Below are 23,357 nucleotides of genomic sequence, written 5' to 3'. Positions count from 1 at the left end.
GGGTGGGATCAACATTTACAGTAGGGGCTGGCCTGTCCACGGGCAGGGTCAAGTATCCTGCCGTCAAATCGATCGGTGTAATGGGCAATTATAGCGCCGGCCAAGGGCGCTGGCGTCATGACCAGATCCCGCATCGGCGCATTGGTTGCAGGAATGAGGCCACCCTTTCCCCGTATGTCCAGCGTCCTAAGCGCCCGACGCAGCTCGAGAGCTGCCAGGACGGAAAGCAAGATAGACACACTGCCCGAAAGATTTCTCTCCAGCGCTATAATTGTCGGGCGGGAGCACCCTGCCCTCTGGGCCAGCGCAGCCTGAGTGAGACCCTTTTCGCGCCGCCGCGCCGCCAGCAAGGCAGCTGCGTCTTCACCCTGCCGAACCCACCCCCAACCAAGGTCCAGCGCCTGCATCGCGCGGCCCATCAACCGCAAGCTTCCTTCGCCACGCTCAAGAGCCCTGACTGTTGGAATACTAACCTGAATGATCTGAGCAAGATCAGCCTGTGTCATCCCTCGTGAGCGCCGGGTTTGAGCAATCAAGGGCAACGCAGACATGTAAGGATTTCTTGCTATTTTGAGATCAGGTTTGCTAAGGAATACTGACGTCTTCGGCCGGTTGAAAGGCTAAAGACGGCCCAAAACGGCCATTAGGGGCAATCTCGACGCCGCATTGCGGCTTTGCCAAACCGGTCGCTGGTTCTCTCCGCGGCGAGATTGACCGCGTAGTGTCTGCAGTGCGGGACCTTTCAGACCTTCGCTTTGAACGCCCGATTGTCGCTGCACTTGCGACGCCGCACGGAATAGTGTTGAGGAACCAATGGGCCCCGCCCGAACACCGCCACCATGCCGCCGATGCGAATCTTGCCAATCTCGGCACCGCCGAAGCTGGCGGACATGACGTCGGGACACATCAACACCTGTTCGTCGCTCAGGGCATCCGCACCGGCGCAAGGTTGGCTATCGCGTCCTAAACCAGAATATATTCGGCTTTTGCACCATTGATGGTTTTGCTGAACTTCCAGCCACCCAGTGGCTTCCAGCCGTGCTTCGTGCCCGCTCCGTCCGGCGAACAGCGTTCAGATTGGCAGGCGTTTGACCACATTGAGGGGGTGATCACGCCGGCGATGACCCGCTGCTCTTCGGCAAAGGCTTGCACTGCCGAGGACAGCATCACGATCCCGCCTACCAGCCCGTGGCCGATCAAAAATTCTTCGAGAGCGGATACTAGCCTTCAGTCAGTTCACGTCCGTCCAACAGTTCGCAGTCGTGGTAGCGTTGGATCCAATATCTAAAATCTTGCCCATTCGTTGGGGTTAAGATACTGTTCGGCTCACGTTTTTGTGAACCCACAGACCGCGAAAGGTGGTTGGGCCATATGGCAGCGCAGGAAGGCCTCATTCAGGACCACGCTGCGTTTTTGCAGGGAACACACGACTTCCAAGCTGATATCACCTTGCTTGCAGAGAGCAGTCTTATCGGCACGATCCTCGAAACAATTATGCTTGCCACAGACATGCGCTTTGCAGCAGTCGCGCGGGTGACAAAGGATCGCTGGGTAGCCTGCCGCACGATAGACGAAGTCAATTTTGGCTTGGCAGCGGGCGATGAGATCGAGATTCAATCAACATTCTGCCAGTCCGTTCGAGAGACCTCAAACAACGTCATATTTAACGACTCGGCCACCGATGAAGATTACGGCGGGCATCCTATTGCGGTAAAGTTCGGCATCGGAAGCTACGCCTCGATCCCCATCCGTCGACGCGATGGCAGCTTTTTTGGCACGCTCTGCGTCATCGACACCGAGCCGCGCGACGTAAAGCATCCACGCGCGATAGCGATGCTGGAGATGTTTGCCGACATCATCGGCCAGGGTCTCGAGACAGAAGAGCGGCTGAATGCACAGGAGCTTATGGTCGCGCACGAGCGTGAACTGGCTCGCATCCAGGAAGAGTTTGTCGCTGTTCTTGCGCATGACCTGCGCAATCCTGTGGCGGCGCTTGATGCTGGCTTCCGGCAGTTGGGCAAAGAGTCTATGACTGACAGGGCGCAGATAATCCTGCCATTGATGCGGTCCTCGCTCTACCGCATGACCGATATGATAGAAAACATGATGCTGCATGCAAAGGCTCGGTTAGGCGGCGGCATCCGCATTTCTGCAGTGAGGGACGCGCCATTAACCGAGGCCTTGACGCAAGTCGTTCAAGAAGTCCGCGCTGCGTGGCCGGACCATGAAATCACACTTGATCTGTCGTTCGACCGGCCCATCAGGTGCGATGCGCTACGTATCGCGCAGGCGGTTGGGAACCTTTTGTCGAACGCCGTCCGCCACGGAACACGTGGTGCGCCAATTCATGTATATGGGCTGTTGACCGCAAGCGAGCTTGAGATAAACGTCGCCAACCATGGTCAGGCCATACCTGACGATTTGCTGCGTGATTTGTTCCAACCTTTTCGGCGCGGCACACATGCGGCCGGAGAAGGGCTGGGTCTTGGCCTCTTTATTGCTTTTTCCATCGCCAAAGCTCACAGCGGTCGGATCGACGTGACGTGCAAAGATGGCACCACAACATTTGCATTCAAATTGCCCACACTGTTACCAGTCGCCTGATCTTCGGGAACCATGCCTAGATCTGCCCGGCAAGCTATACTGAACTGCAGGGACAGCGACGGCATCGTCATAGCCGTGAACGCCTGGGTCTGCAGCTTGGGTATCGACCTCTTGAGGCAACGTCGCTGGCCGCAAGGCAGCTTTTTCCAATCATAGATGAACTTTGCCGCTCACCCCCAACGCTGGGCCACGTTGCGATATGCGGAAACCCCAATCTCGTTGAAAACCATTTCTGATGCGCCTAAAGTCGAACGGCTTGCGACCCCGCCAGGAACGCTGGTGCAGGGCATGTTCGAAGCAGATGTTTCCGCTGACGGTTGAGATGGAGTGAAGGATGAACGACATGCCACGGCCCGCAGATGCGTCCGAGGGTGACCGTTTTGCGGCGATTGTCGAGCACTGTGAAGATGCCATAATTAGCATTTCACTCGATGGTTCTGTGACCAGCTGGAATTACGGAGCGACCAAGCTTTTCGGCTACCAGGCCCATGAGTTGATCGGCAATTCGATTACCCGCATTATTCCCGAGGGCCGCCATAGCGAAGAAGATGCGATTCTGACGCAGATCAGCAAGGGTGAGATTGTAAGCCATTTCGAAACCCTGCGTGTTCGAAAGGATGGGGTCGCGCTCGATATTTCTTTGACGGTGTCACCCATCAAGGATCAGGGCGGGAGGGTCATTGGGGCTTCAAAGGTTGCCCGGGATATCACGCCGCGAAAGCGTGCCGAAGGCGCGCGACAGAAATTGATCGATTGTTCCCGACTGGTCGGCCGCCCGTTCCTCGATGCGGTCGTGGAAGCGCTGGCCGAGGCACTGCAAGTGCGGTGGGTGCTTTTGTGTGATCTTCACCCCTGCAATCCGAACCGCGCGCGCGTGCTTTCCGCCTGGAGCGACGGAGGTCGGCAGGAGAATTTCGAGTATGACCTGAAGGGCACGCCCTGCGCGAATGTGCTTGTGGATGAAGCCTGCATTTATCCTGCCAACGTTGCCAATCTCTTTCCCGATGACGCCCTTCTTACGGAGATGGGTGTCGAGAGCTATATGGGTGTGCCGCTGCGGGGATCGAAGGGAGGGAGCATCGGCCTTCTTGCCGTTCTCAACGACAAACCAATAGACCCGTCGCTTCAGCCCTTGGAAACGCTCGAGCTGTTTGCAGGCCGAGCGGCAGCAGAACTGCAACGGCTTGCGGCCGCATCAGCAAACGAGCGATTGGGACGGATCGTCGAGGATGCTGCAAGCGAAACATTTGTTTTTGATGCGCATACGCTCAAGTTCATTTTGGTGAACCGCGGCGCAAGGGAAAACCTCGGCTACTCCATGGAAGAGCTTGTCGAACTGACGCCCGTCGACATCAAGCCCTCACTGACGACCGAAGCGTTTATGGACATCATTGAACCGCTTCGGTCGGGGAAGAAAACTGTCCTGCATTTTGAAACCATGCATCGCCGAAAGAACGGAACCGACTACAACGTCGCCGTAAGACTTCAACTGCTGAACGATGATGCCGGCGCTGTCTACTTTGCTGCAATAGAAGATACCACCGAGCGCGATGCGGCCGCGCGTGCCCTCAGGCAGGTGTCCCAGCGTCTGGATACGGTCTTGAGCAATACGACCATGTCGGTTTTCCTGATGGATGATCGGCAACAGTGCGTCTACATGAACGCCGCAGCCGAGCGGCTGACCGGCTATCGGTTTGAGGAAACACTGGGGCGACCGCTCCATGATGTCATTCATCATACCTACCCGGACGGACGGCCTTTTCCATTGCACGAATGCACAATTGATCGTGCCTTTCCGGAAGAAAACCAAGTTCAGGGCGAGGACATGTTTATCCACAAGGATGGCAGTTTCTACCCTGTGGCCTTTACCGCCAGTCCCATTCGGGATGAAAAGGGAAAGGCGGTTGGCACGGTCATAGAAGTCCGCAACATTGCTGCCGAATTGCAAGCCCGCGAGGCGATGGCGAACTTCAATGCATCGCTTCAATCTCGGGTCGCAGAGGTCATGGCGGAACGGGAGACTGTCGAGGCACAACTGCGCCAATCTCAGAAGCTGGAAGCAATCGGCAAATTGACCGGCGGGGTTGCTCATGATTTCAACAACCTGCTTCAGGTCATCGGTGGCAATCTTCAACTGTTGCAGAAAGATGTGGCTGGCAACAATCGCGCCGAGCAGCGCGTGCAAAACGCAATATCGGGCGTGTCTCGCGGAGGAAAGCTCGCGTCACAGCTTCTGGCGTTCGGGCGCAGGCAGCCCCTCGCTCCCAAGGCTGTGAACCTTGGTCGCCTCGTGCGAGGGATGGACGATATGCTCCGTCGCGCTCTAGGCGAGAGTGTCGAGGTCGAGACGATTATTTCCGGTGGATTGTGGAACACGTTCGTCGACGAAACCCGAGTTGAAAACGCCATCCTTAACCTTGCCATCAATGCCCGTGACGCAATGAACGGGCATGGAAAGCTGACCATCGAGGCTGGAAACGCGCAGCTTGATGACCGCTATACCCGCCAACACCCCGAAGTGGAGGCTGGGCAATATGTCATGATCGCAGTGACGGACACAGGCTGCGGCATCCCTGCCGAAATGCTTGAACAAGTGTTCGAGCCGTTTTTCACAACAAAGCCGCCGGGTCAGGGCACCGGACTCGGATTGAGCATGGTTTACGGCCTGGTTAAACAATCGAACGGTCATATCAAGGTCTATAGCGAAACGGGCGAGGGCACGACGATCCGCATCTACCTGCCCCGCACCAAGCAGGCTGAAGCTGATCGTCCTGTCGTAGATCTGGGACCTGTGCGTGGCGGAAGCGAAACTGTCTTGGTGGTGGAAGACGACGATGATGTCCGCGCAACGGTGGTCGAAATACTGTCGGAACTTGGTTACCGGGTTCTCCGGGCAAGGGACGCCGCAAGCGGTCTTGCCATCATCGAAAGTGGTGTTGCGGTTGATCTGCTGTTCACCGATGTGGTGATGCCGGGTTCCATGCAAAGCCGCGAGATGGCGCGCCTTGCACAAGAACGGCTGCCCGAACTGGCGGTGCTTTTTACGTCGGGCTACACAGAGAATTCAATCGTCCATGGGGGGCGACTGGATGAGAACGTCGAGTTGATCAGCAAACCTTACACACAAGAAGAATTGGCGCATCGGCTGCGCTATTGTCTTGATGGCCGTGGTCCTGCGAAACGGCAGCCGACCGCGAAAGAGAGCGAAACGCACTCCCAGCCAACGTGTTACAAAGTCCTGCTGGTCGAAGATGAGGTTCTCATTCGCATGTCGACCGTGGATATGGTCGAGGACCTTGGCCACACAACGTTCGAGGCTGGGACGGCGAGGGAGGCACTTCAAATCCTTGAGGGCAATCAGATTGATGTTCTCATCAGCGACATTGGTTTGCCTGATGTTTCAGGGGCGTCGCTGATCGCCGAGGTTCAGGCCCGCTGGCCAGCAATCAGGATCATCGTTGCTTCAGGTCTGTCCGTGACCGAAGCGGTTGAGCGATACGGGCTTGGGAACAGTGTGACCTGGCTGGAAAAGCCTTACAGCCAAGCCGACATTGAACGTATTCTTGGCGTCCAAACCGAAGAGACATAATAGTCAGATCGCCACCGCCTGACCAAGCTTTGGTTAATGTGCCTAACTTAGCGGTATTCTCATTTGCAAGCTAGCCCAGCTGAAGGGACTGGTATGCCCATCGAAACATTTCCTGCCCTTCGCCCCGCACGTGCGCCATGGAACAAGGGCCGCATCGTTGGCCAGAAACGCCCCCTGCTGCCCAAGCATCTCTGGTCCATCCGTGTCCGGCTGGAAATGGCCGATAGTAAGCGCGATCTGGCGCTGTTCAACATGGCCATTAATTGCAAGCTCCGGGGTTGCGATCTGGTCTGCCTGAGGGTGAACGATGTTTACGCCGTCGGCCGCGTTAAGGAACGCGCCTCCGTGATGCAAAGCAAGACACGCAAACCTGTCCGCTTCGAGATCACCGAAACCACGCGACTGACGGTGGAGCGTTGGATTAAAGATCCAGAGATTATCGGTTGCTAATATCTTTGGCCCAGCCGTGTCCATGCCAGCCCGCACTTAGCGACACGCCAGTATGCGCGGATCATGCGCGACTGGGTTCTCTCGACCGGCCTTGAACCGAGCGCCTATGGCACCCATTCGATGCGACGGACGAAGGTTGCCCAGATTTACAAGAAGACTGGTAACCTGCGCGCTGTTCAACTTTTGCTCGGGCATACCAAGATGGACAGCACTGTTCGCTGTCTTGGGGTCGACCTGGACAACGCGCTGTCCTTGTCAGAAGGGATAGATCTGTAACCACACCTGCCGATCGCTGTTTCATGCGCCGGTCAGCCCAAATGTATGTGTCGGCTGCTGTGTTGAGCGACAACCACCATGGCCGGTTGCGTCAACCATCTTGGCCGGTGGGGCTGAACGGAAGACGGGCATGCCCGTCTGGAGGGCAGTCTCACCGGCCTCATAGTTTTTCGGGTTAGGTGCTGGTCGCTGCGGGTTGGTAAGCCGGGTTCTTCTGTCGTCCAGCGGAGGATCCGGGTTGGCCTACAAACCCATCACCGACCAGCAAGGAGACTTTATATGTCAGACCTCCAGACCCACAGTCAGCGAACCGCGGCCGCCCGCGCCGGGTTCAGCGAACGCACGGCCCGCCGCATTGACGCCGATCCGACGCTGCCATCCAACCGCAAGATCGCGCATGGCCGCACCGTCGCGGACCCTCTTGAAGGATATTGGGAAGCCGACCTGCTTCCTTTGCTGGCCAAGGACAGCGCCCTTCAGGCCGTCACCCTGCTGCGCCATCTGCAAAGTCTGCATCCGCTGGCTTTCCCTGATGACCGCATCCGACGCACCCTTGAACGGCGGGTCCGGCAGTGGCGGGCGCTGAACGGGCCAGAGCGTGACATCATCTTCCGTCAATCGCCTGAGCCCGGCTATATGGCGCAGTCCGACTTCACCCATGCGGACGATCTCGGCGTGATGATCGCGGGGCAGCCGTTCCCGCATCTGCTTTATCACTTCGTGATGGTCTACAGCCGCTGGGAACATGTCGGTGTGGTTCTGGGCGGGGAGAGCTTCACGGCTTTGGCCGAGAACCTACAACAGGCCCTTTGGTCGCTGGGCGGCGTGCCACACAACCACCGCACCGACAGCCTGTCGGCCGCTTTCCGCAACCTGACCTCTGACCAGCGTCAGGACATTAACCAGCGTTATGAGGCCTTTGTCGGGCACTACGGCATGGAGACGAGCCGCAACAACCGGGGTGAGGCCCACGAGAACGGCGCGGTGGAATCGCAAAACCGGCATCTCAAGACCGCCATTGCACAGGCGCTGATCCTGCGCGGCAACCGCGACTTCGTGTCCATCACCGATTACCGGCGCTTCGTGGATCTCTTGGTGGCCCGGCGCAACCGGCAGCGGGCCGACGCCGTTCTGGCAGAGCAGGCGCATCTCAAACCTCTGCCGGCACGTCGCACCACCGACTTCATCGAGACCGTTGTTCCCGTCACCCGGACTGGCGGCTTCTTGGTCAAAAGCGTCTTCTACAGCGCGCCGTCACAACTCATCGGCCAACGTCTGCGGGTGCATGTTTATGATGACCGCATCGAAGCATACCTCGGCGCTACCCTCGTCGTCCACCATCCCCGGGCGCGTGGGCGGGATGACGGGCACCGGGTCCATGTCGTCAATTACCACCATGTCATCCATGCTCTGCGCCGCAAACCGCAGGCCCTGTGCAACTCGGTCTACCGCGACAACCTGTTCCCCCGCACAGAATACGCAGAAGCCTGGAAGGTCCTGCAGCGCGACCTGCCGCGCCGGGATGCCTGCCGCCGCATGGTCGATCTGCTGTTCATCGCCCACGAACGGGCCTGCGAGGCGGAACTGGCGCATCTGCTCGCCGCTGACCTTGCCTGCGGGACCCTGCCAGATCCCGAGACCCTGACATTGCGGCTGATGCCAAGGCACATGACATTGCCCACAGATGTCCCGGTGGCCCACCCATCCCTCGCCAGCTTCGATGCTCTTCTGGGGGGCGCCGCATGACCGCCCGCGAGATCGACATCCACACTTTGCCCAGCATGTTGACCGCGCTGCGCCTGCCCAGTTTCCACAAGCTATGGCCGGAGATCGCCTCTCGGGCCGACACTGAAGGCTGGCCCGCAGCCCGGTTCCTTGCCGTTCTGGCAGAATACGAACTGGCCGAGCGCGACATGCGCCGCATCCGCCGCCATCTGACCGAGGCGCAGCTGCCGGCCGGTAAGACGCTGGCCACCTTCGACTTCAAAGCCCTGCCATCGCTCCCGCGCGCCCGGATCGAAGCCCTCGCTGCCGGCGATTGGCTAGACGGTGGCGGCAACCTCATCGCGATTGGCAATTCCGGCACTGGTAAAACCCATGTTCTGTGCGCCATAGGCCACGCTCTGGTCGAAGCCGGGCACCGCGTCTTTTACACCCGAACCAGCGATCTGGTGCAAAAGCTGCAGGTCGCCCGCCGTGATCTTGTCCTTGAAGCCGCCCTGGCCAAACTGGACCGCTTCGACCTGATCATCCTCGATGACATCACCTACGCCCACAAGGATCAGGCCGAGACTGGCGTCCTCTTCGAACTGATCGCCCGGCGCTACGAATACCGCAGCATTGCCATCGCCGCCAACCAACCCTTTAGCGGCTGGGATCAGATCTTCCCGGACAAAGCCATGACCGTCGCCGCGATCGACCGGCTAGTTCATCACGCGACAATACTGGAAATGAACGCCGAAAGCTTCCGTCAGCGCACCGCTGCCGCCAGCAAACTGGTCCAGGATCAAGCGCCACCGACAACCACCAACGACAACCATACCGAAGGAGAAATCTGAACCAGACACCTCAATCTACGCCAACCCCATCCGCCTCAAACCGGCCAAGGTGGTTGTCGCGCTCGGACAAACTGGTTGACGCGCTACATGCTGTTCGCAATCGAGAAGTTAGCACGATTAACTGGGTTCAAACGTTCCGCGTGCCAGCGTCACCTGAGCCGATCTTTATGGCGACTAGCTTATCCATAGAGCAGGCGCCCTTCGCTGCGCAGAAGCTCCTCCATCTCTGCGACATTTATTGGCCTTCAACACCGAAACCTGGCACGCCTTCCTCGACGACTTCGTCGATGACGCAGAACTCGTCGCACGCATCAAGGCCCAGTCACCGCGGTAGCAATCGGCCGGTTACGCAGCAACCTTGTCTTGCGCAACGGCGAGACGGGCGTGGTTGCAAGCCTTCGGTTCCTGCCCCGCCCGACGTAGGATATGGCGTCAAAAGGCAAACCGTTCAGATACCATGCTCTGACCGATCGCGATGCCGAACCGGAAGCGATCAGAGGATCCGGCTGCCCTGCAGGGCAGCCGGAAAAAGCCTTGATCGTCCCTTCTCGTATCCGGGTCACACCGGCAGCTTTACCGCCTTCTCGCGAGACCATTCCCGGGACGACAGGTGCTCAACCAGTGTGTCCACGCCATCCGGCAACGCGATGACGGCTTTATCTGCAGCCACCCCGGCCTTGTCCAACAGCGCCTTTGCACCGGTGGAGTGCCCGATTGCCTTACAATGCGCAAAGGCGTCGGAGACAAAGTCGAGCGCGGCCTTCTCGCCCATAAGAAGCTGTGCCCCTTCGGCCGAGATCACCAGTGCCACCGCATCGAACAGAACCGACGGAGCACCATCGATCTTTTCGTCTGCGGCCAAGTGCTTACCGCCTTTTAGGACGACCCCACCGACCTTCGGTGCGATGATCTTGACGGAAGCCCCCACCTCTTTTGCTGCCCCTTGCAGCATCTCGACCAATTTGCCGTCCGCGCCATCGGTGACGAGAATCCCAAGGCACCGGCCCGCCAGAACGGGCTCTTTCTTCAGGATCGACAGGGCGTCCGAAACCGGCAGATCAAGCACCGGCTTTGCCGGCGCTATCGCGGGCGGAAGCTCTGCTCCGAGGCCGTCCGCCACTCTGTTTGCCACATCCTCACCGATGTTGCGCAACTGCGCCAGCACCCGGTCGCGGACATGCGGAAGCTGGACCTTGGACAGTTCGAACACGAGGGCCGCAATGATGTGCCCCTGCTCGACCTCGGTCTGAGAGGCGAAAAACATCCGGGCCTGACTGAAGTGATCGGCAAAGCTTTCGGCCCGCACCCGACGCTTTTCCGTCGCAGGTTCTTCGAAACGCGCGACCGACACGAAGCCCTGATCCGAAGCCCGAGGCCCGCCATCCTCTCCCGCTTCATCAAGACTATTCGGCTCGTAGTTCGCGCGGCCCTTGGGAACCACGGTCTGCATCATGCCGTCGCGCTGGAAGTTGTGCATCGGGCATTTCGGGGCATTAACGGGGATCTGGTGAAAGTTCGTTGTCCCAAGCCGCGACTTTTGGGTGTCGAGGTAAGAGAAAAGCCGACCCTGCAGCAGCGGGTCATTCGAAAAGTCGATCCCCGGCACGATATTGGTGGGCAGGAAAGCGACCTGTTCGGTCTCCGCAAAGAAGTTGTCCGGCCAGCGGTCCAGAGCCATCCGCCCGATGATGCGCAACGGCACGTCTTCTTCGGGGATCAGTTTCGTTGCATCCAGCACGTCATAGGGCTGTGCATCGGCGAATGCCTCGTCAAAGACTTGGATGCCAAGATCCCATTCTGGGAAGTTACCTTCCTTGATCGCGTCATACAGGTCGCGGCGGTGATAGTCGGGATCGGCGCCGGAAATCTTTACCGCCTCATCCCACAGAGTTGACTGCACGCCGAGGCGCGGGCGCCAGTGAAACTTGACAAAGGTCGCCTCGCCCTTGGCATTCACCAGACGGAAGGTGTGGACGCCAAAGCCTTCCATCATCCGCAGACTGCGGGGGAGCGCGCGATCCGACATCGCCCACATCACCATGTGCATCGATTCCGGCATCAGCGAGATAAAATCCCAGAACGTATCATGCGCCGAGGCCGCCTGCGGAAAACCGCGATCCGCCTCTGGCTTTACGGCGTGGATCAGGTCTGGGAACTTGATGGCGTCCTGGATGAAAAAGACCGGGATGTTATTGCCGACCAGGTCCCAGTTGCCTTCGTCGGTATAGAATTTGACGGCAAAGCCGCGCACGTCGCGGGGTGTATCCTTCGACCCTTTTGAGCCGGCAACGGTCGAAAACCTTACGAAGACGGGGAATTGCGCGCCCTTTTTCTGGAACAGCGATGCCCGGCTAAGCTCTGGAATAGCTTCGGTGCATTCGAAATAGCCATGCGCTCCGGTTCCCCGGGCATGGACGATGCGTTCCGGAATACGTTCGTGATCAAAGTGAAAGATTTTCTCGCGCAGCACGAAATCTTCCAGCAGAGTCGGCCCGCGCGCCCCGGCTTTAAGCGAATTCTGGTTGTCCGAGACTGGCATCCCGTGATTGGTGGTCAGCGTGGAGTCAGCGCGCTGTTGAGTTTCGCCACCTTCGCCTTGGGGAAGTGTGGAGGCCGTGGCTTGTTTGCGGGCCATCGTTCCGATCCTTTCTGTTAGAAGTTTTACTGACCGAGTAGAAAGTGGAGCAACTCCGATGCCGCCAAGTCGATCGCGCTGGACTTTCTTTTGCAGAGTTTCCCAGAATGCTCGTGCGTTCAGCCAAGATAGCTGTGCATGAGCATTTCGATCTGCCGGGGGGCCGAGGTGACAAGGATCGACTTTGATCAGCCTGAATCACGCTGAACGTCCAAACTTGTTCGGCTTTGACCCGATGAAGTTGCACCAAAACCTGGGCCGACCTATGTGATCGGCCGATTGTTCTTCCTTTACGATCGGGAGGCTGCCACAGCGATCCCGGTCAGCTTTGCGTTGGCTGCTTTTTCCATGTCGAGAATCTTAGTCAAAAGTGCATGTGCCTCGGTGTTATTCAGTTCCTTGGCCCATTGACGAAGCGTGCCATACCGCGCGATCTCATAATGCTCGACTGCTTGGGCAGCAGCGATCAGGCATGCAGCCAGAGCCTTTCCGCTGGCGTCTTTAATGATACCTTCTGCTTCCTTGATGAGGCCGTCTATTGCGTCGCACTTTTCGCCCTCCTCCGGTTTGTCGATGGTCGAAAAAACCTCCTTCAATATCTCAACCTGCGCCTTGGTTTCTTTCAGATGGTCTTTGAAAGCTGTCTTGATATCGCCCTCGCCGATCGCGTCAATCATTTTCGGGATCGCTTTCGTCAAAGCGTTTTCAGCATAGTAGATGTCTCTCAGCGTGTGGTGGAACGCTTCTGCCATTGTCTTCATTGTGGGCCTCCATTGGTTGGATGTTCGGTTGGGATGGTCAACAGGTGGACTTTTCGAACCGGCTAGCGGGTTGAGGATCACTCCTCGTCGTCTCGAGCACCGTGACTATGTCATTGGCGACGGTCTTCCCCAGCTCGTGACAATTGGCCAGGCCTTGGGAAAAAGGATTGGTCTGAAGTAGCTGCGGCATCGACAGGCAATAGACGCGTCCACTACAATTGTTGAGAAGTTCTAGTCTGAACGGTGCATGTAAAGGCGCATTATTTTGAGACAAACCAGCAATTAGTGACGGGAATGGCAGAGCGCTGAGGGGCGCAGCAGCTTGTCCGCGGGCATCTATCAATGCGTCGAACGCAATATCGCCATCCACCGTTGTCGAAATCACCGTGCCATTTTCGCCATTGCGAAAATCGCTATCTTCGCCAGTAGGAATGATGCGAAGGACACCTGCGTCATGCATTGCCAGCACTCGCCGGACGGACAGATGTGGGATTGCGGCATAGCAGTCGCTGAAGACGTTCAAAAGGTTAGCCCGGAAACTGTCCCAATCCTCAGAGTTAAAATGCGCGAAGAGGGCTTCAAAATTCTCGTGCGCGCGCAGTAGTGCGTAACGGTGCGACTGCGTTCGCTTTTGCCGCATAGATTCGACGGAGGAAGCCAGTGTCTCTCGCAACGCTCGCATCCCTCCGGTGTTGACCCGATCTGCAAAGTAAGCATCCGCAAAACCGTTCAGCGTCCGCACGCCCGACCCTAAACGAGACATGTAATCAGGTGCGACATGATCAAGCTCGGCGATCAGCAAGCCGAAAACCCGCGCGAGCAGGCCATCGGCACCCACGTTTATCTCGGCCTGCACAGCGTCAGGGTGGATGTGAGTCAGAGGTTCGTAAGGATAGGCATAAAAGAAATCAGGCTCAGGCATGATCCCGAGATGCGACACCATGGTGACTGAAACTGACTCACGACCCTTCTTCGGAAACCAAGTAACTGCGTCCTCTGCTTCGTGAAATGTACCGTGTTCTGTGCCCAAGGCTACGATCACATCGATGGCGGACAGCGATGAACCAAGTATTCCGATGTTTCCTGGTTCAAGCTCTGTGACTGCGGTGTAGGGCCAAGGAGAAATCAAGTCCGCCGACCCAATCCGGGGCGACTTGGGCCAGCTGTGTCCGGTAGCGAGAACGACATCGTCAAATACCTGGCGGAATTCCCCATCCAGTGTGGTGCCGTCGACGAAAACCCCGCCCTCATCGGGTGCGATATTCACGACGGTGTGTAGGGGCAATATCGCAACTTGATGACCCTGCGCCCTCCCCTGGTCGCAGAGCGCGCGCAATTCATCTGCTAAGAAGTTACCGATCAATACACGAGGGTAGAAAGATCGGCTGTCGATCCCATCGCGATCTAGGCCGAAATGCGCGAGAGTATCATCGTCCTGATCGTGCAGCCATGTGACCAGTCTGCGGGTAACAGGGGGTATCTCTTTGCTGTATGCGTTGCAGAACATGTAGTCTGCGTTCATCCTCCGGCGGTATGGCATGCCGCAACCGGGGGTATCGGAGCTTTCAAATGCTGTGATATTGAGTGGAAAATCGCTCTTGATCAATTCCTTGATGGTATAGATAGCCATCGGCCCAGCTCCAACGATCGCAATACGTTTTGCAGATTGCATGGTCGATTTCTCCGAAGGTCTGGCTACGAACGCTCACGCGATCATATTGGTTCCGTGTCGAAGAATATCTTTTGAGCCGACTAGCGGAGCAGTATGCGGCTTTGATGTGCTGCACCTTGAAGCTGCGCGTCTGAGCTACCCCGAAAACGGAATGTGACGGAATCTGCAATCTGAAGTCTGCTGATCTCAAAGCGCGAGGAAATAAAAGTAGGTCAAAACGCAGGAACCACGTTGCGGTTTTCAATGGTCGGGTTACGCTGGGGGCCGTAACGGAGGAGAGCGCACGGTGTCGGAACTGCCCGCCGAATACGGGGTGCACCCGACGATAATCCACCAATCGAAACGATCGCTTCTTGACGGGGGTGGAGGCATCTTTGAGCGAGGCGGCAAGGTCGCTGTGGCAGCCGAGGTCGCCAAGACACGGTCCGTGACCCGCATGCCAAGATCGGAGAGCTAGCCGTGGCCAACGATTTTTTGGCAAGAAAGCTCATGCCTAGGACCGGGAAGTGAGGGGCGGCATGATCGGACGGAACCGTCCAGCGGCGACACAGTGCGGCTTTTTATCTAGTTCGTAACCGTGGAAAAACTTTGGCGTGAAGGCTCTGCTATGGGTGGCCGCCACCGTCCGCTAAAGGCTCTCTGCGCTTATCCGAACCAGTAACATCGTCCGCTGCTTGCATCGAGATCGAATAGCGACCTCTGGCAGAGCGCTTATAGGTTTGCTGCATATGCATCGGTCGGCTTTCCGCCGAGGCTGTGTGAAAACTCGATGACGAGGGGGGCGCGGGTCGCGGTTTTGTCCTGCGCGTGGATTTTGGCTCGGATCGGCCGCAAACTTGGTTGTGGACGTGCCTGGGGGCTCGAAAAGACGCCTTGACGCACGCCAAACCGTTGATGGAAGCCCATCCTGGCCCGATCTACCCTGGGATTGCCGCCCTCAGTCCCTTGATCCCAACCAAGGCAACCATGCGTTTGATGTTGTAGGCCAGCACATTCAGCGCCATTTCCGTGCGCACGCCCCAAAGCTGTCGGGTCAGGAAATGGCAGGGTCCCGTCCAGGACTTGATCGTGCCAAACGGGTGCTCGACTGTAGAGCGGCGGACGCTCATTGGGGCGGCCGGGCTGCGGCGGCGGGCATTCGAGGCTTCGACCAGGTGTTCGTGTTCCCATCTGGAGACCCGCCTTTCGTGCCCCGTGGTGCAGCGGTTCTTGAGGGCGCAATCCTTGCACGCGTTGGTCCAATACCGCCGCATTTGAAGACCCTGCTGCTCGGTGGTGGCGCGGTGTGTCAGCACCTGCCCCGCCGGGCAGCGATAGATGTCGGCATCGTGTTCATAGGCAAAGTCAGCCTTCACAAAGTGCCCCTTTGACCGAGCACCGGACGTGTCCGATCGCGGCACAGTCGCGGTGATACCCGCCTTGTGGCAAGCGAGGATTTCGAGGGCGCTGAAGTAGCCCTTGTCGGCAAGGATGTGCAGTTCCTCGCGCTGCAGAACAGCCTTCGCCTGTGTGGCCATCTTGGTCAGAAGATCCCGGTCATGCCCCTGATTGGTGACCTCGTGCGTCACGATCAGATGCGTCTCCGCATCAACAACACTTTGAACATTATAGCCGACATGCCCGCTATGTTGTGCGCGTGTCGCCATTGCCCGGGCATCGGGATCTGTGAGCGAGATCTGCCCGTCTGGTGCATCGGCCAGTGCTTTGTCCATGGCCAGCAAGCGTTCTATCTCCTGTCGGATACGGTGATATCGGCCGGTCAAATGCGCCGACCGCTCAGCCCGTGCTGCGCCAGCTTCCTGACGGTCGATCCGGTCGGCTTCCTCAATATAGCGGCCGGCCTCGACTTCCAGATGCGCAAGGCGACTGGCGATCTTGCCTTTGGTAAAATTCCGGTCCCGATTGTTCACCGCTTTGAACTTGCTGCCATCCACGGCCACGACCTCGCCCTTCAGCACGCCAATCCGGCGGCAGAGTTCGACGAACTTCGCGCATGCCTTACGGATCGCCGGGCCATTCTGGCGCAGGAAATCCGCAATGGTCTTGTGATCAGGAACCAGTCGACCGATCAGCCACATCACCTCGACATTGCGACCGGCTTCGCTTTCCAGGCGGCGGCTGGAGGGGATGCGGTTCAGATAGCCGTAGATGAAAAGCTTGAGCAGCACAGCCGGGTGATACCCAGGCCGCCCCGTGCGCGCGGCGGTATGACGTTGAAATCCGAGTGCGGTCAGATCCAGCTGGTCAACAAACAGATCGACCACGCGCACTAGTTGATCTTCCCCGATCCAGTCATCCAACCGATCAGGGAAAAGCGTCGTCTGATCGCGGCTGACACCCTCGATGAAACCTGCCATGCAAAGCCTCCCAACCATGCGTAAGCATAGCATAAATCAGGGTTTCTACACAGCCTCCGCCCTTCGCGTCATTCGATTGCCTTTTCCCTCTAATGAAAATCCCGGCTTGGGAACAGCTTCCTTGCCTGTTCGCGCGGGTGGCGGGCGCTGGACTGCTCCCTGCCACCGACAGGCCGTTTCGTCTCATCCGCCCGCCCGTCGTTGGACGGGATCATCACCGGACGTCCGAGGGTGGTCAGCAGCGGCGAGACGTCTTCGACCTGTTCTGCGATCAGATGTATCACCGGACCGTCCCGTTCGATCCGGCCGCGCACGCGGATGAGGCGGCCGGCAATCACCGCCTTGCGGAAGGTCTCGTAGACCTTTTTCCAGACCACGATATTTGCGGTGCCGGTCTCATCCTCCAGCGTCAGGAAGATCACGCCGGAGGCGGTGCCGGGGCGCTGGCGGGTGATAACAAGGCCGGTAACGGTGACGCGGCCTTTGGCCTCTGGCAGCCGATCATGCGGCAGGCTTTCGGGTAGCCGCGGGCGCAGCAGTTCCATCGGATGGGCGCGCAAGGACAGGCGGAGCGACAGGTAATCCTCGATCACCTCCTGGCCCAGGGTCATGCGCGGCAGGGTGACTGTAGGCTCGACGCCCCCTTCACCATCCGGCCCAAACAGCGGCAATGGCGCAGGGGCGCGCAGCGCCTTGGCCGCCCAGAGCGCATCGCGGCGCGTAAGGCCGAGGGCGGCAAAGGCGTCGCCTTCGGCCAGCCGCTCCAGCGTATCGGGCTGCACCCCGGCGCGGCGCCACAGGCTTTCGACATCGGGATAGCCGTTGCCACGTGCAGCGGCGATCCAGTTTGCATCCTCCTCACGCAGCCCTTTGATCTGGCGGAACCCCAGCCGCAGGGCGAGCACGCCATCGGCGCGAGGCTCCAGCGTGCAATCCCACAGCGAATGGTTGACCGAAACCTGCCGCACCTCGACCCCGCAGTCGCGGGCATCGCGCACCAGCTGCGCCGGGGCGTAGAAACCCAAGGGCTGACTGTTCAGGAGGGCGCAGGTGAACACCGCCTGATGATGGCACTTGAGCCAGGCGGAGATATAGACCAGCCGGGCAAAGCTGGCGGCATGGCTTTCAGGAAAGCCATAGCTGCCAAAGCCCTCGATCTGCGCAAAGCAGCGGGCCGCGAAATCAGCGTCATAGCCGCGTTCCAGCATGCCGGAGACAAAGCGGTCACGGAAGGAGCCGATGGTGCCCATGCGTTTGAAGGTGGCGAGGGACCGGCGCAGGCGGTCAGCCTCTGCCGGGGTAAAGCCCGCCGCCACGACAGCGATCTGCATCGCCTGCTCCTGGAACAGCGGCACGCCGTAGGTGCGGCCGAGCACCTCCATCATGGCGGGGCCGAGATCTTCGACGGCCTCCTTCCCCTGTCGGCGGTTGATGAAGGGATGCACCATGCCGCCCTGAATGGGGCCGGGGCGGATGATGGCGACCTCGCAGACCAGATCGTAGAACTCGCGTGGCCGCATCCGGGGCAGGAAATTCAGCTGCGCCCGGCTTTCGACCTGAAACACCCCGATCGCATCGGCCCGGCACAGCATGTCATAGATTGCTGGGTCTTCGGCCGGGGTGTTGGCCAGCGTCAGGCCAAGCCCGCGATGATCGGCCAGCAGTTTGAACGCCTTGCGGATACAGGTCAGCATGCCGAGGCCGAGGATATCGACCTTCAGCAACCCCAGCGCGTCGATGTCATCCTTGTCCCATTCGATCACGGTGCGATCTTCCATCGCGGCATTTTCGATCGGGCAGAGTTCATCGAGGCGGCCTTGGGTGATGACAAAGCCGCCGACATGCTGGCTCAGATGGCGCGGAAAACCAATGATCTCGCCGATCAGCCGGGTGGTCAGCATCATGCGCCGGTCGGTCGGATCAAGGCCTGCGTCGCGCATCCGGTCCTGGCCGGGTGCAGAGGAGGACCAGCCCCAGATCTGGCCTGAGAGGCGGGCTACTACATCCTGTGATAACCCCATGACCTTGCCGACCTCGCGGATGGCGGCGCGGGAGCGGAAATGGATCACGGTGGCGGTCAAGCCGGCACGCTCGCGGCCATAGCGCTCATAGATCCACTGGATCACCTCTTCCCGGCGTTCATGTTCGAAATCCACGTCGATATCCGGCGGCTCGCCGCGTTCCTTGCTGATGAAGCGCTCAAAGATCAGGGTGATGGATTCGGGCGGCACCTCGGTGATGCCCAGAAGATAACACACCACCGAATTGGCCGCCGATCCGCGCCCCTGACACAGGATGCCGCGCGATCTGGCGAAGGCCACGATATCATGCACGGTCAGGAAATAGGGCGCATAGTCGACATCGCGGATCAGGGCGAGTTCCTTCTCGACGCGGGCGATGATCTTGGGCGAGGCGCCGTCGGGATAGCGCCAGATCAGCCCGTTGCGCGTCAACCGCTCCAGCCTTGCCTGTGCGGGTTCGCCATCCTGTGCCTCATCAGGGTATTGATAGCGCAGCTCATCCAGCCGGAAGCCGCAGGCATTTGCGATCTCGACCGTGCGCCGGATCGCGGCGGGATAGCGGTGGAACAGCCGCGCCATCTCGGCTCCGGACTTCAGCCGGTGCTCGCCATTGGTCAGGCGGTGCTGGCCGATATTGTCGATGGTGCAGCCAAGGCGCAGGCAAGTCAGCACATCGGCCAGCGGGCGGCGGGCGGCGCGGTGCATCAGCACATTGCCGACCGCGACCAGTGGTAGGGCCACGCCTTGGGCAAGCGTGGCAAACCGGTCAAGACGCGGCTGATCGCGGCCATCGTAATGCGGGGCAGCGCCCAGAAAGCACTGGCCGGGAAAGGCCGCTGATATGCGGGCCATATCGGCGCGGGCGGCGGCAAGCTGCCGGGCATCGGCCTCCATCAGATCGGGTGGCAAGGCGATCAGGATCAGTCCTGTGCCCCAGTCCAAGAGATCGGCGCAGGTTAGATGACAGTCACCCTTGGGCGCACGGCGCTTGCCCAAGGAGAGCAGCCGCGTCAGCCGCGACCATGCCGCGACATCGGTCGGCAGGGCCAGCCATTCGACGGCAGAGTCGGTGAGCACCAGCCGCGCACCGGGGATCAACCGGGGCAGCGGCGTGTCGGGCAGGACAGGGGCGGCGGTTGCCCCGCTGAAATGCGGCACGGTCTGACGGCTGGAATGGTCGGTGACGTGCTGCGACCGGATGCTCGGCCCGTCCTGCGCGGCCTGATCGGTGGCCAATGCCTCTTCGCGCTGCCGGGTCAGCTCTTTAAGTGCCGAAAACGCCCGCACCACGCCCGCCACAGAGTTGCGGTCGGTGATGGCGATGGCGCTGAGACCCAGCTCCGCCGCCCGCGTCATCAACTCCTCGGGGTGCGAGGCTCCGGTCAGGAAGGTGAAGTTCGACGTCACGCACAGCTCGGCGTAGGGGGTCATATGAACTCCCCCTGCACGCACCAGTTTTGCGCTCCTGCGGGCACAGGCCAGTCCGGGGCTTGCGGGGTATGGAATAGCCACAGGCGCGGACCCTCGCGGGTCTCGATCCGCCAGTAGTCGCGCATACCGCTGCGCCATGCCGGATCATCGAACCACCACTCCGGTGCAATCCGTTCCGGGCCATGCGCGCGCAGGGTGGTGAAACGCATCCTCCGCCATCGGAACTGCGCCGGCGGGTGTCCGGAAGCATGGCTGACGGGCTCGGGGGGAAACAGCGTGAGGGGCCGCGCCGGGCCGTGCCGAGGCGGGGCAGCGACGGGCTCGGACCACGCCGCAGCGACCAGCTGAAAACTGCGCTCGGGGATCTTACTGTCGGCAGGCTGCATCCGGAGCACGCGGTCAAAGCCGATCCGGTTGCCAAGGCGTGAGATCAGATCGGCCAGCGCATCCTCATGCCGCAGGACGGGGCCGCTGCCGATCTGCTCGGGCGGCAGCGGTTCAGTGATCGGGGCAGACAGGCGCATCGCGTCGATGCCAAAGCCTGCGTCGACCTCATCCACGCCTTTGGCGAACAAGGCTGCCATGCGGACCGGATCGCGCATGGCGCGCGCCAGACCGATCTCGACCTGCACCGTGCCATGATCGACCCGGCGCAGCTCCAGCCGCAGACGGCGCGCGCCGTGGTGATGCAACGCCAGCGTGGCGCAGAGCCGGTCGAGCAGGCGCGAGAGGCCCGCCATCACATCGGACTGCAGGCCGATCGGTTCCGGCAGGGTCATCCGCACCCCGAAATGCGGTGGCTCCGCTCCGGCGGCAACCGGCTCAGGCTGGTGACCAAGCAGCTGATCGAGCCGCAGCACCAGCGCTTGACCAAAGCGGCGGGCCAGAGGCGCGCGGGGTTGGGCGATCAGGTCGCGCATCTGCGACAGGCCGACACGGGCCAGTGCCTCCGCGGTGGCATGGTCAATGCGCAGAGCCGAGACCGGCAGTCGCCCGACACCCTGCGCCAGATCGCCATCGGCAATGATCCCACCGCCATGGCGTGCCAGCGCATAGGCAGCCCCGCGCGTGCCTGCGATGGCGCTGCTGACCGACAGCCCGGCGCGCTCCAGCCGGGCGTGCAGGTCAGAGCGGAGCTCCGCCTCACCGCCGAACAGATGCGCGACGCCGGTGATGTCGGCCATCAGCCCATCAGCCCCGTCACTGGCGACCATCGGGGCATAGCGGCTGGCCCAACGGCGCAGGCTGGCCAGTGCTGCCACTTCACGTGCCAGATCGGTGGGGCGAGTGGAGAGATCGGGGCAGATCGCGCGGGCATCGGCGAGCGGCATGCCGCGATGCAGCCCACGCTGTTCCGCAGCACAGTTCAGACAATGCAGATGATCGGAATTACCCGACCGATGGGTCAGCGCAAACGGCCCTTCAACGGGCCGGTTCCGCAGGCTGGCGTCGCTCGCCAGTCTCGGGAACCAGATCGAAAGCAGCCGACGCACCATGCCAGTTCACAACCCAATGTCCAATTGTTCCCTTTTTGTTCTTACTAAGGGCCCAGCGGTGCAAAGTCGAGTCCGCTGCCGCATGTGTCGCAGCCCGGGACACGGGAACGTGTGCGGACACAGGGTCGCAGCGCCAGCGCGTCTCGGTGGCAGAGCTGCCGTGATCCTCGCGGATCAGCATCAGCCCGGTGGTCCGCCCTGTCTCTGCCGCCAGTTGCAACCGGCGGCCTGCGGTCAGGGACAAGAGCTGCTGCGGCTCGGCAATGACCAGTGCGACCGGAGCCGCGCGCAACGCTTCCTCGACGCACCACAACAGATCCGTCTCGCTCCTGGGGGTCAGCAGCAGCAACCGCTCCGACAGTCCCACAGGCAGGCCGCGCAGCATCGGGCGTTGCGGCTCATGCGCGGGCAGCACCCAAAGCACCGCGCCGGGATGGCGCAGGGTCTGGAACAGCGCAAAGCTGCGCCGCCCCGGGCCCTCAGCCTCATGCACCCGGGTCTTGGTCAGGGTGAACGGATCGGCAGGTGCCGGGCGGGAAGCAAGGTTATGCAGGGTTGTCACGCACATCCTCCACCACGATGTCCAGCTCGCCATCCGGCAGGGGGCGTTGCAAATGCAGCGCCTGTTTGATCGGCGCGGTCAGCCAGGTGCGCCATTCCTCGGGCCGAACCAGAATGACCGGCATGGCCTTGGGGTGAATGCGCTCCACCTCGCGGTTGGGCGCGCAGGTGAGGAACCCGAAGGCATCCACCGTCACCTCGCCCTCCTTGAGCTTGCGCACCGAGGTCCAGTCAGTGCGGATGCCGGCAAAGAACGCCAGCGGCTGATCCGTCCCAAGCGCAAACCACACCGGTTTGCCCTCGCCGGGGCTGGGGCGGTTGTCCGGCTCGGCAAAGCTGGTGAAGGGCACGAGGCAGCGATGTTCCACTCCCAGCCAGCGCCGCCAATGTGGCGAGGCAAGGTTGCGGATGTTGGTGACACCGGGATCGGTGCGCTTGCCCGCAAGAAACTGCGGTGGCGTCGGCATCCCCCAGCGGGCCATCGACAGCTGCCAGCCGCCCTGCACCCCATGGCGAAACACCGGCGCCGGGTAATCAGGGTAAATCCCCGGCATCGGTGGCAGGTTGCCGGTCAGGTCGTCAAACCCTTCACCACCCTCCACGATGTCGTCAAACACATGACGCATCGCGTCCTGGCTCTTGGTCTGGGAATACAAATTGCACATCGGCGGGGTCCGGAATCGGGAAGACCCAAGGGTGCGAACATTCGGGGAACTTGTCCAGTCCTGAGAGAGGCGGGCGGATCACACCGGCGGGCCAAGAGCGACGGCGGTATGAGGCGGGTCGCGCAACAGTCAGGATTAGCGACAAACGAATTTTCACTGACCTGGGACTGGGGGAACCTCGAGACGAGGCTACTGCTGAGATGTGCCCCGAGCACATAGCGGAGGGGGCATCGAGTCGGTCAGCTTTGGGGCTCGACAGAGGTTTCCGCAGCGGATCACTC

General features: G+C 60.2%; 15 protein-coding genes and 1 pseudogene. 5 read left to right on the top strand and 11 right to left on the bottom strand.

The genetic code is table 11. The features are described 5' to 3' along the window. Positions 1-8 precede the first annotated feature (8 nt). The 3 genes from D1012_RS23270 to D1012_RS18065 form a co-directional block, all read right to left on the bottom strand. The gene (locus D1012_RS23270; RefSeq protein ID WP_118155544.1) at positions 9-551 is read right to left on the bottom strand and encodes a helix-turn-helix transcriptional regulator; all 543 of its coding nucleotides are present in this window, start codon (positions 549-551) and stop codon (positions 9-11) included. 191 nt (positions 552-742) lie between these two features. Continuing rightward, complete coding sequence (locus D1012_RS22715; protein ID WP_158569392.1) at positions 743-892, bottom strand: hypothetical protein; 150 nt, start codon at positions 890-892, stop codon at positions 743-745. Positions 893-963: 71 nt separating this feature from the next. Then, positions 964-1,200 carry an alcohol dehydrogenase catalytic domain-containing protein gene (locus D1012_RS18065; protein ID WP_118155543.1) on the bottom strand — a complete coding sequence of 79 codons (237 nt, stop codon included), beginning with the start codon at positions 1,198-1,200 and terminating at the stop codon, positions 964-966. Between the two features lie 171 nt (positions 1,201-1,371). On the opposite strand from D1012_RS18065, the gene D1012_RS18060 reads away from it, so the two are divergent. From D1012_RS18060 to istB, 5 genes and pseudogenes are all read left to right on the top strand, one after another. Then, a complete protein-coding gene (locus D1012_RS18060; protein WP_118155542.1) occupies positions 1,372-2,604 on the top strand; it encodes a GAF domain-containing sensor histidine kinase in 1,233 nt (410 codons plus the stop codon). Positions 2,605-2,938: 334 nt separating this feature from the next. Next, positions 2,939-6,193: a PAS domain S-box protein gene (locus tag D1012_RS18055; protein ID WP_118155541.1), complete on the top strand. Its 3,255-nt coding sequence runs from the start codon at positions 2,939-2,941 to the stop codon at positions 6,191-6,193. A 93-nt stretch (positions 6,194-6,286) separates the two neighbouring features. Beyond that, a pseudogene (locus D1012_RS18050) lies at positions 6,287-6,919 on the top strand (tyrosine-type recombinase/integrase). Positions 6,920-7,198: 279 nt separating this feature from the next. Continuing rightward, positions 7,199-8,665: an IS21 family transposase gene (gene istA, locus D1012_RS18045; protein ID WP_118155540.1), complete on the top strand. Its 1,467-nt coding sequence runs from the start codon at positions 7,199-7,201 to the stop codon at positions 8,663-8,665. Next, positions 8,662-9,477, top strand: coding sequence for an IS21-like element helper ATPase IstB (gene istB, locus D1012_RS18040; protein WP_199489556.1), 816 nt, complete (start codon positions 8,662-8,664; stop codon positions 9,475-9,477). Before istA ends, istB begins: the two co-directional genes overlap by 4 nt. Before the next feature lie 559 nt (positions 9,478-10,036). Here istB and D1012_RS18035 read toward each other — a convergent pair. From D1012_RS18035 to D1012_RS18000, 8 genes are all read right to left on the bottom strand, one after another. Further along, entirely contained in the window at positions 10,037-12,112 is a 2,076-nt protein-coding gene (locus D1012_RS18035; RefSeq protein WP_118155539.1) for a catalase, read from the bottom strand. Positions 12,113-12,402: 290 nt separating this feature from the next. Then, complete coding sequence (locus tag D1012_RS18030) at positions 12,403-12,873, bottom strand: YciE/YciF ferroxidase family protein (RefSeq protein ID WP_118155538.1); 471 nt, start codon at positions 12,871-12,873, stop codon at positions 12,403-12,405. A 37-nt stretch (positions 12,874-12,910) separates the two neighbouring features. Further along, positions 12,911-14,545 carry an FAD/NAD(P)-binding protein gene (locus D1012_RS18025; protein WP_118155537.1) on the bottom strand — a complete coding sequence of 545 codons (1,635 nt, stop codon included), beginning with the start codon at positions 14,543-14,545 and terminating at the stop codon, positions 12,911-12,913. A 917-nt stretch (positions 14,546-15,462) separates the two neighbouring features. Next, positions 15,463-16,902, bottom strand: coding sequence for an IS1182 family transposase (locus D1012_RS18020; protein ID WP_118155536.1), 1,440 nt, complete (start codon positions 16,900-16,902; stop codon positions 15,463-15,465). 89 nt (positions 16,903-16,991) lie between these two features. Beyond that, positions 16,992-20,354: an error-prone DNA polymerase gene (locus D1012_RS18015; RefSeq protein ID WP_118155535.1), complete on the bottom strand. Its 3,363-nt coding sequence runs from the start codon at positions 20,352-20,354 to the stop codon at positions 16,992-16,994. Beyond that, the gene (locus tag D1012_RS18010) at positions 20,351-21,850 is read right to left on the bottom strand and encodes a Y-family DNA polymerase (protein WP_118155534.1); all 1,500 of its coding nucleotides are present in this window, start codon (positions 21,848-21,850) and stop codon (positions 20,351-20,353) included. The genes D1012_RS18015 and D1012_RS18010 overlap by 4 nt, the downstream gene beginning before the upstream one ends. Continuing rightward, positions 21,777-22,412, bottom strand: a complete 636-nt coding sequence (locus D1012_RS18005) for an ImuA family protein (RefSeq protein ID WP_233517174.1) — start codon at positions 22,410-22,412, stop codon at positions 21,777-21,779. The genes D1012_RS18010 and D1012_RS18005 overlap by 74 nt, the downstream gene beginning before the upstream one ends. Continuing rightward, positions 22,396-23,076 (bottom strand): SOS response-associated peptidase, encoded by a 681-nt coding sequence (locus tag D1012_RS18000; RefSeq protein ID WP_118155533.1) that lies wholly within the window; start codon positions 23,074-23,076, stop codon positions 22,396-22,398. The genes D1012_RS18005 and D1012_RS18000 overlap by 17 nt, the downstream gene beginning before the upstream one ends. Positions 23,077-23,357: the final 281 nt, after the last annotated feature.

It is taken from the genome of Pseudotabrizicola alkalilacus, assembly GCF_003443995.1.
GTDB lineage: Bacteria > Pseudomonadota > Alphaproteobacteria > Rhodobacterales > Rhodobacteraceae > Pseudotabrizicola > Pseudotabrizicola alkalilacus.
Note: the sequence above shows the minus strand (reverse complement) of the source record. Positions and strands in the feature narration are given on the sequence as shown.